Annotated in this window: 9 protein-coding genes; 2 read left to right on the forward strand and 7 right to left on the reverse strand. The window is 73.0% G+C overall.

Going from position 1 to position 15445, the window contains the following annotated elements; translation table 11 throughout:
- Positions 1–56: 56 nt before the first annotated feature.
- The 7 genes from ABZZ04_RS35435 to ABZZ04_RS35465 are packed head-to-tail and all read right to left on the reverse strand — an operon-like array spanning position 57 to position 11696.
- The gene (locus ABZZ04_RS35435) at positions 57–2330 is read right to left on the reverse strand and encodes a M20/M25/M40 family metallo-hydrolase (protein WP_356936344.1); all 2274 of its coding nucleotides are present in this window, start codon (positions 2328–2330) and stop codon (positions 57–59) included.
- Positions 2327–4081, reverse strand: a complete 1755-nt coding sequence (locus tag ABZZ04_RS35440; RefSeq protein WP_356936345.1) for a non-ribosomal peptide synthetase — start codon at positions 4079–4081, stop codon at positions 2327–2329. Before ABZZ04_RS35440 ends, ABZZ04_RS35435 begins: the two co-directional genes overlap by 4 nt.
- On the reverse strand, positions 4078–7374 hold the full coding sequence (locus tag ABZZ04_RS35445; protein WP_356936346.1) for an amino acid adenylation domain-containing protein: 3297 nt from the start codon (positions 7372–7374) through the stop codon (positions 4078–4080). The genes ABZZ04_RS35440 and ABZZ04_RS35445 overlap by 4 nt, the downstream gene beginning before the upstream one ends.
- Entirely contained in the window at positions 7371–8186 is an 816-nt protein-coding gene (locus ABZZ04_RS35450; protein WP_356936347.1) for a methyltransferase domain-containing protein, read from the reverse strand. Before ABZZ04_RS35450 ends, ABZZ04_RS35445 begins: the two co-directional genes overlap by 4 nt.
- A 9-nt stretch (positions 8187–8195) precedes the next feature.
- On the reverse strand, positions 8196–9269 hold the full coding sequence (locus ABZZ04_RS35455) for an ornithine cyclodeaminase family protein (RefSeq protein ID WP_356936348.1): 1074 nt from the start codon (positions 9267–9269) through the stop codon (positions 8196–8198).
- A 51-nt stretch (positions 9270–9320) separates the two neighbouring features.
- Positions 9321–10547, reverse strand: coding sequence for an MFS transporter (locus ABZZ04_RS35460; protein WP_356936349.1), 1227 nt, complete (start codon positions 10545–10547; stop codon positions 9321–9323).
- A gap of 3 nt (positions 10548–10550) precedes the next feature.
- Positions 10551–11696: a pyridoxal-phosphate dependent enzyme gene (locus ABZZ04_RS35465; RefSeq protein ID WP_356936350.1), complete on the reverse strand. Its 1146-nt coding sequence runs from the start codon at positions 11694–11696 to the stop codon at positions 10551–10553.
- Positions 11697–12111: 415 nt separating this feature from the next.
- Here ABZZ04_RS35465 and ABZZ04_RS35470 point away from each other — a divergent pair, with 415 nt between their 5' ends.
- Positions 12112–14145 carry a transglycosylase domain-containing protein gene (locus ABZZ04_RS35470; protein WP_356936351.1) on the forward strand — a complete coding sequence of 678 codons (2034 nt, stop codon included), beginning with the start codon at positions 12112–12114 and terminating at the stop codon, positions 14143–14145.
- Positions 14142–15443, forward strand: coding sequence for a hypothetical protein (locus ABZZ04_RS35475; RefSeq protein ID WP_356936352.1), 1302 nt, complete (start codon positions 14142–14144; stop codon positions 15441–15443). Before ABZZ04_RS35470 ends, ABZZ04_RS35475 begins: the two co-directional genes overlap by 4 nt.
- Positions 15444–15445: the final 2 nt, after the last annotated feature.

The raw sequence follows: 15445 nt of genomic DNA on the forward strand, positions 1-15445 counted from the left end.
GGGTGGGGGCGGGGGGGGGGCCCCGGCCGCCCCCCCCCCCCCCCCCACGTCCGGGCTCAGTTCCCCGTACGCAGCCCGGCCAGGAGCTGGTAGACGGTCTCGGTGCCCTGCCGCAGCGCCTCGACCCCGATGTGCTCGTCGGTGCCGTGCATGCGCTTGAGCATGTCCCGGTTCACGGTGAACGGGTACATGCCGTACACGGGCACCCGCTGTTCCCGGAACGGCACGGCGCTGGTGACGGCCTCGAACTGGCAGGGGGTGGCCCGTACCCCGGGATGGGTCCGGCGCACGGCGTCCTGCCAGGCACGGAAGACGTCCGTGTCGTGGTCGGAGTCGGGCGTGGCCAGATAGCCGCGCAGCCGGTCCAGGGCCTGCTGCTCGCTCTCGCCCGGGTTCCCGACGACGGTCAGCGTCGCCCGGTTGCCGATCAGCGAACGCAGTTCGGCGACGGTGCGTCCGGGGTCCTCGGCCCCCGGCAGGAAGGCGGCCCGGAAGTCCGCGGTCGCGGTGCCCGGCACGATGCTCGGGTAGTACCCGGACTGCGCCGCGGTGAAGGCGAGCGTGGTCCGCAGCATCGCGTTGTGCAGCTCCGGGGTCTCGCTGAGCCGCACCACCGCCTCGCCCGCCCGGTCCCGCTGCTGCTCCGTGCGGGCGTCGAGCATCTCCCTCAGCGCCTCGGCGAAGGGCCGGTCGGTGGTGGCCTCGGCAAGCTCCGCGAAGTACCGCCGGGACAGTGCATTGGGGCGGATGTGGGCGCGCCACTCCCCCAGCAGGTCGAGCACCTCGCCCAGCCGGACCACCGCCTGTCCGGTGAACGGCTTGGAGGTGTGGGTGGCGTAGGAGGAGGTCTCCAGGCGCAGCAGCAGGGAGCGTTTGTCGTTGCAGGTGAGCGAGGCGATCATGGGCGTCGTGCCGTCGCGCTGGTTGAGCACCCAGCCGCCCTCGGTGACGACCGCGCCCGCCGTCACCCGGCCGGGGTGCTCGGTGAGGAACCAGCGCACGCCGTAGGGGCCCTGTTCCTCGTCGCAGTCGGACCAGAAGACGATGTCGCGGTCGAAGGCCGTGCCCTCGCGGACGTGGCGCAGCAGGGCGGCGACGAAGGCGGCGTTGACGCCCTTCATGTCGAGCGAGCCGCGGCCGTACAGCTTGCCGTCCTCGATCGCACCGGCGAAGGGGTCGGTCCTCCAGGTGTCGCCGATGGCGGGCACCACGTCGGAGTGGCCGAGCAGGACCAGCGGCTCCTTGCGGGCCGGGCCGCCGGCGGGCACGCGGGCGAAGAAGTGGACGTTGCCCTCCTTCGGGGTGGGCACGATCTCGGTGTCGACGCCGGCGGCCCGGAAGAGGTCCTGGAGCATCCGGGCGAGCGGCAGGGTGACCGCGCCGTCACCGGGGTTGCTGGTGTTCTGCCGGATCATGGCCACGGCCAGGTCCACGGGGTCGGTGGGGTCGCCGTCGAAGGCGGCGCCGCCCGTCGTGGTGGCGGTGGCGGCCCGTGCCCCGGACGGCACCGACGCCACCGCGCCGATTCCCAGCACGGTGCCCGCCACCGCCGTCGCCCCGGCGCCGAGCACCGAGCGGCGTGACGGTCCGCCTCCCGGCAGGCCGTCCAGGCAGGCGGAGACGACCGCCGCCGGGTTCTCCCGGTGGGCGTAGTGGCCGCCCTCGACGGATGCCATGGTGCACGTGCCGCGGGTCCACTCGGCCCAGCGGCGCACGGTGACCTCGGGCACGTGCGGGTCCTCGGTGGCCCACACCGCGCGCAGGTCGACCTGCGGCTGGGGGCCCCGGCGGCCGTCGTACCCCGCGGCCAGCCGGAGGTCGGCGATCACCGGCGGCAGCAGCACCTCCTCGAACTCGGGGTCCGCCAGCAGCTCCGGGTCGGTCAGTCCGGTCCCGACGACGAAGGCGCGGGCGTCCTCGACGGTGACGTCGTGGCCGTGGCCGTCGAAGTCGCCGGGGCACTGCCCGGCCACCGCGCACAGCCGCGCGACGGGCACCCCGGCGTCGAGGAGCCGACGGCACGTCTCGTACGCCAGCAGCGCCCCGAGGCTGACGCCGATCAGCACCAGCCGCCGTCCGTCGCGCAGTTCGCGGATCCCGGCCGCCACGGCGTCCGCGTAGACCGTCATGTCGGTGACGGGTTCCTCGTCGACGCGGCTGCCGCGGCCCGGTGGTGTGACGAGCACGAGGGCGGTGTCCTCGGGGAGGCGGCCGTGCCATGGCGCGAACGAGGAGCCGTGGGCGCCGGTGGGTGCGAAGCAGACGGCGAGGGTGGTGGCCGGGGTGGACCGCGACCGCTCGTCCGGCATGCTCAGCCAGGGGTTGTTCATATCTGCTCCTCCTGCCGGATCTCGCGGCACAGGGCGGCGATGGCGGTGACGGTGGGCGCGCCGAGAATGCGGCGCAGCGGTACCCGGCGGCCCGCCGTGCCCGCGAGCCGGTTGGCCAGTCGCACGGCGAGCAGGGAGTGGCCCCCGGCGTCGAAGAAGTTCTGGTCCGCCGAGGCGGGCGGTGCGCCGAGCAGTTCCTGCCAGAGGGCGGCGACGGCGGCCTCGGTGTCGTCGGCCGGGGTGAATCCGCTCGCCCGTTCCTGTCCGATGCCCGCCACGAGCGTGCGCAGGGCGGCGCGGTCCAGTTTGCCGTTGGTGTTCAGCGGGAGGTGCGGGAGCTGCTGGACGCGGGCGGGCAGCATGTAGTCGGGCAGCCGGTCGCGCAGGTACGCGCGCAGGGCGGCGGGGTCGGTCTCCTCGTCGGAGGTGAGGCAGGCGACGATGCTCGTCCCGTCGTCCTCGCTCTGCGCGTACGCGCCCGCGTCGGTGACGCCGGGCGCCTTGCGCAGGGTGGCCTCGATCTCCTCCAGTTCGACCCGGTAGCCGCGGATCTTGATCTGGTTGTCGGTGCGGCCGGTGATCTCCAGTGCGGAGTCCGGGAGCAGGCGGCCCCGGTCGCCGGTGCGGTAGTGCGTCGTCCCGGTGTCGTCCGTGACGAACCGGCCGTCGCCGTCGCCGCCGACGTAGCCGAGGGCCAGGGGCGGTCCGGAGACCCACACCTCGCCGGTCACGCCGGGCGGCAGCCGCCGGCCGAGCCGGTCGCGGACCGAGAGCGAGGCGCCCGCGACGGGGCTGCCGACGGGGACGCGTTCGGCGTCGGCCGGCAGTGCGGCGGTGTCGTGGGCGGCGACGTTGGAGGCGGTCTCCGTCATGCCGTAGAGGTTGAGCAGGGTGGTGCCGGGCCAGACCTCGCGGAAGCGCAGGACGGTGGCCACGGGCAGGGTGTCGGCGCCGCTGGTGACCAGTACGGGCCGGTGTCCGCCGGGGCGTTTCGCGCTCTCCTCCAGGAGTCCGGCGATCAGTTGCGGGGTCAGGAAGAGGTGGGTGATCCGTTCCTCCTCGACGGCGGCGGCGAGCAGCACCGGGTCGAGGAGTTCGTCGGTGCCGAGCACCACGGACGGGACGCCCTTCAGCAGTCCGCCCAGCAGTTCCCAGGGCGAGGCGACCAGGGCGAGGGACTTCTGGACGGCGAGCACCGAATCCGCGGGGAAGGGATGGTCCCGCCACATCCACTCCAGCCGGCCGCGGACCGAACGGTGACTGATGCGCACGCCCTTGGGGTTCCCGGTCGTCCCCGACGTGTAGACGACGTGGAACAGCGCGTCGTCGTCGGGCTCCTGCTCGGGTGCCCGGTGCAGCGGCCCCTCGGTGACGGGGGCGAGGGTGACGCGGGGGGCGTCCAGGGTGGGGAACCGATCGAGTCCGGGTTCGGCCAGCACGCAGTGCGGTCCGGTCTCCTCCACCATCCGGCGCTGTCGTCGCACGGGGGTGGCGGGGTCCAGGCCGAGGTAGGCGGCGCCGGTCCTCAGCACGGCGAGGACTCCGGCGACGGCGGCGGGGCCGCGCTGGGCCGCGAGGGCCACCAGCGAGCCGGGGCCGGTGCCCCTGGCGACGAGCCGGGCGGCCAACCGGGCGCTCCACTCGTCGAGTTCGCGGTAGGTGAGGTCGGTTCCGGCGTGGCGCAGGGCCACGGCCCCGGGGCGGGCCTCGACCTGTTCGGCGAAGAGTTCCAGCAGGGTCGGCGGGGTCATCGGTGATCGTCTCCGGGCAGCAGATCGAGGGAACGGACGGTGGTGTGTCCCGCGCGCTCCGGGTCGGTGAGGGCCCGCAGCGCGATCAGGGTGGATTGCAGTACGTTGCGGGCGGCCGGGGCGTCGAGCAGTTCCCGCTGGTAGGCGTACTGCAGCAGCAGGCGGTCCGGGCCGTGCGGCTGGACGTAGAGGGCGCAGTCGTACTTGGTGTAGCCGGTGTCGAGTTCGACGAAGCGGAAGGTGACGTCCGACGCGGTGGTGGCGCGTGCGGGGTACGGCAGCATGTTGAGCATGGTCTGGAAGACCGGGGTCGCCGACGAGCTGCGCGTCGCGGCGGGCAGCCGTCGCAGCGTCCAGCCGAAGGGGTGGTCGGCCGCGGCGTACGCGTCGTACACCGTCTCCCGCACCTGTGCGGTGAACTCCGCCAGGGTCGCGGCCGGGTCGACGCGCAGCCGCAGCGGCAGCATGGCGAGCACGAAGGCCGGCACCTCGGCGGTCTCCGGCCGTTCCCGGCCCGCCATCGGGGCGCCGACGACCACCTCGTCGGTGTCGCCGTAGTAGCCCAGGGCGAGCGCGTAGGCGGCCAGCAGCGGTACGAACGCGGTGGCGGACGCGGCCAGCGCGGTGTCGCGCAGCCGCCGGGACAGGGGCTCGTCGAGGACCGCCTCGGTGATCTCGCCCCGGTAGGTGGGTGCGACGGGCCGCTGCTTCTGTGCGATCCGCAGCGCCGGGAGGTCCCCGGAGAGCCGGTCGAGCCAGTACTCCCCCGCCTCGGCCACCTCCTCGGTGGCCAGCAGCTCCGTCAGGTGGTCCAGGTAGCGGTCGTACCGGGTGGCGCGTTCGGGGTCGGGTCCGGCGGGAGGCCGTTCGTACAGCTCGGCGAGGCGCTGGAAGAGCACGGTGGCGCCCCAGCCGTCGAGGAGCAGTTCGTGCATGGTGACCAGGAGCCGGTGCTGTCCGCCGGGCAGGCGGAACAGTTCGGTCCGCAGGGCCGGTTCGGTGAGCAGGTCGAAGGGCCGGGCCGCTTCCCGGGCGGCCTCGGCGCGGAACTCGTCCGCGGTGACGTCCCGGGGGCGGTCGGGCAGCGGCACCTCCCAGTGCGGGTAGTGGTGCACCACTTCCTGCCCGTCCGCCCCGTCGGTCTCGTGGAACCGGGCGAGCAGCAGCGGGTTCTCGCCGAGCAGCAGGTGCCAGGCCCGTGCCAGCCGTGCCGTGTCGAGGGGGCCGTCGAGTTCCAGGGACCCCTGGTAGCTGTAGTAGGGACTGAGCGGGTCGAGCCGCCAGTGGAAGTAGACCCCGGCCTGCTGCGGGGTGAGCGGACGGGTCCGCGGCCGGTCCCGGAGCGGCCCGGTGGGAGCGTCGGCCGGTTGCCGCTCCTCGCGGCCGAGGGCGGCGAGCGCGGCGGGGCTGCCGTCGCGCAGCACGTCGCGCAGGCTCGCGGCCGATCCCGTCCGGCGCAGTGCCGCGACCAGGCGCATGGCCAGCAGCGAGTCGCCGCCCAGTTCCAGGAACCTGTCGTCCCGGCCGACCCGTCCGGTGCCCAGGAGTTCGGCGACGAGGTCCGCGACGGCGCTCTCCGCCGCGCCCCGCGGCGGTGTGTACGGCCGGGTTCCGGGGCGGTCGCGGCGCGGCGGTGCGGGCAGGGCCCGGTGGTCGGTCTTGCCGTTGCGGGTGAGCGGGATGCGGGGCAGGACGACGAAGGTGCGGGGCACCATCGGCGCGGGGAGCCGCTCGGCGAGGTGGGCGCGGAGCTTCTCCTGCGGCACCTCCTCGCCGGAGGGGGTGACGTAGGCGACCAGCCGCGGCGACCGTGCGGCCGCCGGGGTGTGGGCGCTCTCCCGGGCGACCAGGGCGCCGGCGTCGTCGGGGGTGTGGACGACGACGGCGCAGGCGGCGATGCCCGGGTGGGTGCCGAGCACCGCCTCGATCTCGGCGAGTTCCATGCGTACGCCGCCGAGCTTGACCTGTCGGTCGACCCGGCCCAGGTACTCCAACTGGCCGTCCGGCAGCACGCGTACGGCGTCGCCGGTGCGGTAGAGGCGTCCGGAGCCGTCACCGAAGGGGTCGGTGAAGAAGGCCCGGGCGGTGCGGGCCGGGTCGCCCAGGTAGCCGCGGCCCACGACGATTCCCCCGACGAACAGTTCGCCCGCCTCCCCGTGCTCACAGGCGTGCCACCGCCCGTCCTCCTCGCGCAGCACGTGGAGTTCGGCGTTCCCGACGGGTGATCCGATCGGCAGGTGGCGCACTCCGTCGGCGGGCGGGCCGAGCACGGCGTGGGTGACGTCGTCCGAGCACTCGGTGGGGCCGTACGCGTTGAGCAGCCGGACGTCCGGCAGGGTGTCGTGCCACCGCCGGGCCAGGGCGGGCGGCAGTTCCTCGCCGGTGGCGATCATCCAGCGCAGTGCGCCGGGCCCGGGGCCGGTGCTCTCCCGCGCGTCGAGGAGGAAGCGGATCAGGGTGGGCACGGTCTCCAGCACCGTGGTTCCGCGGTCGCGCAGTTCCTCCAGGAGCAGGGCGCCGTCCTGGGCCCGCTCGTCGTCGAAGATCTGCACCCGGCCTCCGACGAGCAGCGGGGCGAGCATCTGCCAGACGGAGATGTCGAAGCCCAGCGGTGCGGTCTGGGCCAGTCGGTCGTCCGCGGTCAGCCCGAGGTCGTCGACCTTGGCCCACAGGTGGTTGAGCATGCCCCGGTGCTCGACGATCGCGGCCTTGGGGCGGCCGGTCGACCCCGAGGTGTAGAGGACGTAGCGGATCTCGTCGGGGGCCACGGGGGTCGTCCGGGTGTACGGGACGTCCGCCGGTCGCGGCGCCGTGACGGGCACCCCGGCCGCGCGGGCGCCCTTGACGATCTCCCCGGTGTCCGCCGGTCCGCCGGTGACCAGGGTGAGGACCGCGCCGCTGTCGGTGAGCAGGGACTCGACGCGGGCGGCGGGCCAGCCCGCGTCGACCGGCAGGTAGACCGCGCCGAGCAGTTCCAGCGCGAGGAAGGCCGTGACGACGTCGATGCCGCGCCGTCCGCCGACGGCGACGATCCGCCCCGGCGAGACGCCCTCGGCCGCCAGTCGCGCGGCGGTGCGGCGCGCGCGGTCCGCCAGCTCGGCGTATCCGACGGCCGTCCGCCCGTCGTCGATCGCGGTCCTGGCCGGGTGCTCGGCGGCGTGCCGTTCGACGTGGGAGTGGACCCCTTCGTCCAGTTCGTACGGTTCGCTGCGGGTCAGTGCCGTGGCGCGGGCGCGTTCGCGCGCGCCTTCCGCCAGCGGGAGCACCGGGTACCGCTCGGGCACGCCGGTCACCGGTCCTCCTTCTTCTCCGCGACGACGAGCAGGTACTCGACGGGCACGCCGGTGCCCCGTTCGTCGGTGGTGTGGAAGTCCTCGGTCATCTCGGCCATCTCCGCCCGCAGTTCCTTCCACCGCGAGGGCGGCGAGATGGTGTTCCGTGCCGCTATGCAGGGGCCGAAGCAGTTCTCGAAGAAGGTGACCAGGTCGTCGGCCGTGCCGAACGGGTAGAAGAGTTCGCGGCGTTCGGCCGTGACGGTGAAGCCGGGGCCGAGGAGTTCGCCGAGGTAGTCCGGCGACCCCCACAGCATGGGCTGTCCCTGGTGTCCGTTGGGCGAGGCGAAGTAGGCGGAGAGGATCGCCTGGAAGTGCGCGGTCCAGCTGCGGGCCGTCCAGTTGCACATGCCGATCCGGCCGCCGGGCCGCAGCACCCGGGCCATCTCGCCGGCCGCCGCGGTGTGGTCGGGGGCGAACTGGATGCCGTAGGTGGAGGTCACCAGGTCGAACGAGGCGTCGGCGAAGGGGAGTTCCTGGGCGTCGCCGCGGTGCAGGTCCACCTGGACACCGGCCTGCACGAACCGTTCTCGGGCGTCGGGGAAGAACTCGTCGGTGAGGTCCAGCCCGGTGACCACGGAGCCGCACAGGGCGGACAGCAGCGCGACGTTGCCGTTGCCGGTGGCGACGTCGAGGTGGGCGGTGCCCGGGGCGGGGGCGAGCCGCTCGACCAGTTCGACGGCGCCGGGCCGCAGCAGGTCGGCGACGTGCCGGTACTCGCCGTACGACCACATGGTGCGGTTGATCTCCTGGATGTTCGGATCGATCGTCACGGTTCCCCCTCAGAGTGTGAGCCGGGCGCCGATGCCGGCGGCTTCGGCGTGGGCGTGGATGCGGTCGGCCACGGCGACGTCCAGGACCGACATCCCGAACGGGTTGCTGATCACGATCTCGTCCGGGTCGCGGCGGCCCGGGTGCCCTCCGGTGAGCACGTCGCCGAGCGTGCCGTCGACGCGGCGGGCCCCGGGGCGGGCGGTGACTCCTTCCCTGGGGGTGCCGTCGGGGCCGAGCAGGGTGCCCGCCCGGTGCATCCGGCCGAGCAGCCGGCGCGGGTCGTCCCGGACCAGGCTCCAGTCGTCGACGAGCACCGTGCCGGCCGCGAGCACCGCCGCCTCGGTGAGGTCGTCCAGCGAGACGTGGCAGACGAGCGTGCCGGGCCGCAGCCAGTCCGGTTCGATGTAGCCCCGGGTCACGGTGGTGACGGGTACGACGATCTCGGCGTCCCGGACCGCCTCCCGCGGGCCGTCGGCGACCACCGTCCCGACGTCCGCCGCGCCGGGCAGCGAGGCGATGCGGTGGGCGGCGGACTTCGCGCGGTCGGGCGCCACGTCGTACAGCGTGATGCGGCGCAGGGTGGGCACGGTGCGCAGCAGCAGCGCCGCGTGTGCCTGGGCGAGCGCGCCGCAGCCCAGGAGCGCCAGCCACTGCGGGCGTTCCACCGCGAGGTGGCGCACGGCGAGCGCGGTGACCGCGGCGGTGCGCATCGCGCTGATGTAGGCGGCCTCCATCAGGGCGAGGGGGCGGGCGGTCTCGGGGTCGAGGAGCAGGGTGAAGCCCTGGGCGCGGGGCATTCCGCGTTCCGGGTTGCCGATCGAGGCGTTGATCGTCTTCATCCCGACGACCGGGGGCCGCCCGTCCCTGGTCAGGGCGCCGGGCATGGCCAGCAGCCTGGCCGGGTCGCCCTGCGGGGTGGTCCAGCCGAGGTATGCCTCCTCGGGGAGGACCGACTGTCCGGCGGCGTGCAGCCGGAGCGCCTGTGCCACCGCGTCCACGATGTCCACGTCGCGGGCGGCCTCGATGACGTCCGCGCGGGTCAGGTAGCGGAAGTGGCTGTCGGGGTAGTGCTCGAAGTCCATGGCGGGCGGAACTCCTTGGCGAGAGGGGCGGTCGGGATGGTGCGGGGGTGGTCAGCGGCCGGTGCCGTGCGGCTCCCGGAGCATCACGAAGGGGACGAGCGCGCCGAGCAGCAGCACCAGGGCGAGCGCGATCCAGCCGGCCGTGCCCAGGGCGAGGACGACCCCGGTCATCAGCACCGGGCCGGCGACCCGGTTGGCCACGGTCCGGCTGGTGTTGAACAGCACCAGGTACGCGCTGCGCGCCTCTTCCGGTGCCAGGTCGAAGGAGAGGGTCCACGAGGCACCGACCTGGAGCAGTTCGGCGAACGTCAGCAGGACGACGGCGGCGGCGAGCACCAGCAGCGCCTCCCGGGTCGCGAGACCGGGCGCGGCGGCGAAGGCCAGGGCGCCGCCGCAGAGCAGCAGTGCCGCGGCCGCGTACGAGAACCAGGCCCGGCGCGGTGTGCCGTAGCAGCGGTTGAGCGGGTACTGGAGGGCGATGCACAGCACGGTGTTGACGGCGTAGAGGATGCCCACGTAGCGCTCCGGCACGTCCGTCTCGGTGACGAGCCACAGCGGGAAGGCCACGTTGAGCACCGGCATCCAGAGCGACACCAGCGCGTTGTACGCGGTGAAGCCCAGCAGGCGGCGGTCCTTCAGCAGCGCCGCCACCCCGGTGCCGCGGGTGATCTCCCCGGCCTCCTCGCGCCGTGCGGTGGCGTACACCGCTGCCACCAGCACGTAGGCGAGCGCGCCGCCGATCAGCAGCGGCCGGAAGGCCCCGGGGGCGCCGGAGCCCAGGGCGACTCCGGCGATGAGCCCGCCCAGGCTGATGCCGAGGTTGACGACGGTGCGCTGGACGGCCATCACCTTCGCGCGCAGGCTCTGCGGGGTCCGTGCGCCCACGTACGCCTGCACCAGCGGGGGCGAGGACTGTTCGGTGACGGCGACGACGGCGACCACGAGGAGGAAGCTCCACCAGCCGTCGACCCACAGGTAGCCGACGGTGGCCAGGGCGCGCAGCAGCATCACGCCGATCAGCACCGGCTTCGGTCCGAAGCGTCCGGCCAGCCGGGCGACGGGCACGGCGGTGGCGACGGCGACGGCACCGCCGATGGTGAGGCCGGTGCCGACGGCCGAGGTGCTGAGGTGGGCGACCTTGACGAAGTAGATGGTCGAGACGGCGAGGAACAGTCCCGTTCCGGTCCACTCGATCAGCGTGGCGCCCTGCACCAGCGGCAGGTACTGCCGGTGGCCGCGGTCCGTCCGCTGTCGGTCGAGGGTGGTGCTGGTGCCCATGTTTCAGTGCTCCTGGTGCTTTCGGTCGAAGAAGAGACCTTCACTGCGCAGGTGTTCCACAGCGGCGGTGATCTCCTTTGCCACGCCCTGTTCTGTCGCCCAGTCGTCGGAGTAGAAGGTGTCGCGGTACTTGTCGCCGCCGTCGGCCGCCAGGCACACCGAGAGCCGGTCGTCGGGGCCGTCGTCCTCCCGGTCGGCCAGCATGGCCCGCACGGCGCAGCCGCTGGAGCCGCCGAGGGCGAGCCCCACGTCCTCGACGAGGATCCGGCAGACGGCGATCGCCTCGATGTCGTCGACGTGCACGGCGCGGTCGTAACTGTGCGGCGCGGCCAGGAAGGCGGACGGCCGGCTGGCCCCGATGCCCGGTATCAGGCGGCGCCCCGCGCTGCCCGCGACGGCCAGTGAGCCGCGTACGTCCACGGCGACCGCTGCGACGTCGGGCCGGTGCTCGCGCAGGTGCGCGCCGATGCCGGCGAGGGTGCCGCCGGTGGAGACCGGTACGTACACGGCATCGAGGTCCGCTCCGGCCTGTCCGGTGAGCTCGGGCCCCGTGACGCGGCGGTGGATGTCGGGGGCGGCCCAGTTCTCGTACTGGTCGGGCCAGCGGTAGCCGGGGTTGTCCTCGCACAGTTCGCGCACCCGGCGCAGCCGGCTGAGCAGGTAGCCGCCCCGGCCGTCGGGTTCGTCGACGACGAGGACCCGGGCACCCCGGTCGGTGAGCATGCGGCGGGTGGTGTGCGGGGTCTTCGGGTCGATCACCGCGAGGAAGTCGCAGCCGAGTGCGGGCAGCATCCGGGCCAGTGCCAGGCCGAGGTTGCCGGAGGTGGATTCCACCACCACCGTGCCCGGGGTGAGCGGTCGTTCGTCGTGCAGCGCCCGCAGCAGTCCGACGGCGCTGCGGTCCTTCACCGATCCGGTGGGGCCGCGCGATTCGAGTTTCAGTCCCAGACGTCGCACCCGGCCCCGGTGGGCGACGTCCAGGCGGAGTAATGGGGTCCGGCAAAGAGCCCGCGCCAGGACGGGTTCGACACGTGACACTGCTTCTCCCTGTACGGGGCGTCGTTGACCATTCCGATGGACCGGCCGGGCTCGCTGCGCGCTCCAGACCTTATGCGCGAGGTCCCGGTGCCACCACGGCACCGTCGGCACACCTCAACACTCTTGGCCAGAAGCTGGCTTGACGCTTCATCAGTCCAATTCGCCGGACCGTCGCAGGCCCGGCGCGGACACCGGCGCCAAACGGTTTCCCACCGGACGGGGCCAGGGCGCGCCCGAGGGTGGGGCCGGGGCGGGGCCGCCGAATTGGCCGGTTCGAGCGCCATGGCGCCGTGCTGCCGCCGGAGGCGTGCGGCGGCCGTGCGGCACCCGTCGTCGACGGAGGGAACGCGGAACCGTACGCCCCCTCTCCCGAGGGCCTGTTATCTTTACGTGACTTCGCGACGCAACTCTCGGTCACGCTTTGGCCCTTGCTGTGGCGGAGTCACGGGGCGCAACACACGACCACTGCACGTGCACAGGCGCCGTCGCGACGCGCGACGGGCCCGTACTGCCATGGCTGGACGGAATGACGCAGCAGAACATGTGGGGCAGGACGAGACGGGCCGCGCGAGCGGCACTGGCTCCGGGAACGGGGCGCCGCAAGCAGGCGAGACGTCCACGCGGCCGCCTGGTACGCAGGCCGGACTACCCACGTGCGGGCCGTCACGGCTGGCGGCGCTGGGTGCCCTCGTGGCGGCTGACCGTGGGTTCGTTGCTGACGTTCGTCGCGACGCTGGTGACCGTGGTGGGCATCGCCTACGCCCGTACGGAGATCCCCGAGGACCTCAACGCGTTCGCCACCCAGCAGGACACGGTCTACTACTGGGCCGACGGCACCCCCATGGCCCGCACCGGCTGGGTGAGCCGCCAGGAGATGCCCCTGTCGAAGATCCCCGACCACGTGCGGTGGGCCGTGCTCGCGGCGGAGAACGCGGACTTCTACTCCGATCACGGCATATCGACCCAGGGACTCACCCGCGCGCTGTGGCGCACGCTCGGCGACGGGGAGACCCAGGGCGGCTCCACCATCACCCAGCAGTACGTCAAGAACGTCTATCTGACGCAGGACCGCTCCTTCTCGCGGAAGTTCACCGAGATGCTGCTGGCGGTCAAGCTGGACCGCAACATGAGCAAGGACAAGATCCTCCAGGAGTACCTGAACACCAGCTGGTTCGGCCGCGGCACCTACGGTCTCCAGCGTGCCGCGCAGGCGTACTACGGCAAGGAGGTCACCCAGCTCGACGCCAGCGAGGGCGCCTTCCTCGCCTCCCTGCTCAAGGGGGCCTCGCTCTACGATCCGGCGGTCAACCCCCGCAACCGCGCGCGGGCCGTCGAACGGTGGCGGTGGACCCTGGACCGCATGGTGGAGATCGGCAGGCTGAGCCGGGCCGAACGCGCGAAGTACACCACCTTCCCCGACCCGAAGCCCCCGCACGGCCCCAGCGGCACGAGCGGGCAGAACGGCTATCTCGTCCAGCTCGCCGAGTCGTACGCCAAACGGGCCGGGCACATCTCCGACGCACGCTTCGACCTCGGCGGCTACCAGATCTACACGACGTTCGAGAAGCCCCGGACGACCGCGCTGGCCCGGTCCGTGCGCGAGGCGCGCGACGCGCTCGACCCGAAACGGCGCAAGGAGGACCGGCACGTCCGGTTCGGGGCCGCGTCCGTCGCCCCGGACGGCCGCATCCTCGCCGTGTACGGCGGGCCCGACTTCGAGCGCCAGGCCTTCAACGAGTCCAACGCGAGCACCGTCCCGGCCGGTTCGGCGTTCACCCCGTTCGTCTACGCCGCCGGCCTCCAGCACGGGATCACGCGCGATCGCAACGGTCCGCGCGTCACCATCGCCCCGTCGACGGTGTACGACGGCGACGACGACATCCCGGTCACGACCCCCGAGGGCCCCTACTGGGACCGCAGCGGGAAGACGGTCAAGGGCGAGAACGACGGCGACCGCTCCTACGGCCGCATCAGCCTGCACGATGCCATGGCCAAGTCCGTCAACTCCCCCTTCCTCCAGCTCGGCATGGACACGGGCCTGAAGCAGGTCCGCAGCACCGCGGAGGCGTCGGGGCTCCTCCCGTCGAGCTTCGGCCCGCCCGTCCCGGCGTTCGCGATGGGCAACTCGACGCCCAGCGCCATCCGCATGGCCGGCGCGTACGGCACGTTCGCGGCCCACGGCCTGCACACGGACCCGTACTCGGTCAGCAGGGTCACCCGCAACGGCACGAAGGTCCGGCTCGACCTGCCGCAGCCCAGGCGCGCCGTCCGGTCCGACGTCGCCGACGAGGTGACCGCGGCGCTCACCGGGGCCGCCGGCGGGAAGGACGGCGTCGCCACCGGACCGGTCGCGGTCAAGAACGGCACCACCGGGGACGACACCGCGCGCTGGCGCGTCGGGTACACCCCGGCCGCGTCCACCGCCGTCGTCGTGTACCGCATGGACCTGAACCGGAGCCTCGCGCCCCTGCCGCTCAAGGGGCTGGGCGGTGCCTCGGCGGGCGACCGGGACTTTCCGGCCCGGATCTGGAAAACCTACACGGAAGCCGTGACGAAGTGACAAGAGCCAGAGCGAAATCCGCGTCCCGTCGCAAACGGGACCGCCTCACCCCCCGCGTCGCCCTGGGAGTCGCCGTCTGCCTCGTGGTGGCGGGCTCCGCGGCCCTCGTCCCGCTGCTGTCCGACGACGACGGGGACGACCGGAACCCGGAACGGGACACCCGCACCGTCGCCGCACCGACCCCCACCAGCCGGGACGTCCGCGACGCCAAGAAGGAGGAGCAGGCCGAGAAGTGGGACGGCAAGGTCAGGATCCTGGGGGACGGCTCCACGTCCTACACCGGACCGCAGCCGGGCCGGCTGAAGGCGAAGCGCCTGAAGCCGGGCGAACGGCCGCCCCAGTTCGTGGTGTTCTCCTGGGACGGCGCGCTGGAGGGCGACGACCGGATGTTCTCCCGATTCCGCCGTGCGGCGAAGGAGAGCAACGCGCACATGACGTTCTTCCTCACCGGCATCTACCTGCTCCCGAAGGAGAAGCGGAACCTCTACCGGCCGCCCCGGCACGAGGCCGGGGCCGCCGCGATCTCGTACCCGACGCGCGAGCACATACGCACCACGCTGGAGCAGCTCGGCGGCGCCTGGAAGGAGGGGAACGAGATCGGGTCCCACTTCAACGGCCACTTCTGCGAGAAGAAGGGCGGCGGGGACTGGAACAAGGACGAATGGACCAGCGAGATCAGCCAGTTCTACTCCTTCGTCCAGAACTGGAAGACGAACACCGGCTTCACCGACCTCGATCCGCTGCCGTTCGACCCCACCCGTGAGGTCGTCGGCGGCCGGGCCCCCTGCCTGGAGGGCCAGAAGACCCTGCTGTCCGCCCTCAAGCCCTTCGGCTGGCGCTACGACGCGAGCTCCCCCGGGGACTTCCAGATCTGGCCGTCGAAGAAGAACGGCATCTGGGACCTGCCGCTGCAGATGCTGCCGTTCCCCGGCAAGGACTTCCAGGTGCTGTCCATGGACTTCAACTTCCTCTACAACCAGTCGAAGGGCAGCACCGAGGGCGACCCGGCGAAGTACCCGGCATGGCGCAAGGAGGCCCGTGACTCGTACGTCGCGGGCTTCGAGCGGGTGTTCCACGGAAGCCGCGCGCCGATGTTCATCGGGAACCACTTCGAGGACTGGAACGGGGGGATCTACATGGACGCCGTGGAGGACACGATGCGCGAGATCTGCCCCCGCAAGGAGGTCCGCTGCGTCTCCTTCCGCGAGCTGACCGACTGGCTCGACGCCCAGGACCCCGAGGTCCTCGCCCACTGGCGCACGCTCGACCCCGGCCAGCCCGCGAGCTGGAAGCAGTGACC

This window comes from Streptomyces sp. NPDC006435, assembly GCF_040612315.1.
Lineage (GTDB): Bacteria > Actinomycetota > Actinomycetes > Streptomycetales > Streptomycetaceae > Streptomyces.

What these genes read in the sequence shown, in the direction of transcription:
- ABZZ04_RS35440 (WP_356936345.1), bottom strand. Translation starts at nt 4,081, where the DNA reads ATGACCCCGCCGACCCTGCTGGAACTCTTCGCCGAACAGGTCGAGGCC.
- ABZZ04_RS35455 (WP_356936348.1), bottom strand. Translation starts at nt 9,269, where the DNA reads ATGGACTTCGAGCACTACCCCGACAGCCACTTCCGCTACCTGACCCGC.
- ABZZ04_RS35435 (WP_356936344.1), bottom strand. Translation starts at nt 2,330, where the DNA reads ATGAACAACCCCTGGCTGAGCATGCCGGACGAGCGGTCGCGGTCCACC.
- ABZZ04_RS35460 (WP_356936349.1), bottom strand. Translation starts at nt 10,547, where the DNA reads ATGGGCACCAGCACCACCCTCGACCGACAGCGGACGGACCGCGGCCAC.
- ABZZ04_RS35470 (WP_356936351.1), top strand. Translation starts at nt 12,112, where the DNA reads ATGACGCAGCAGAACATGTGGGGCAGGACGAGACGGGCCGCGCGAGCG.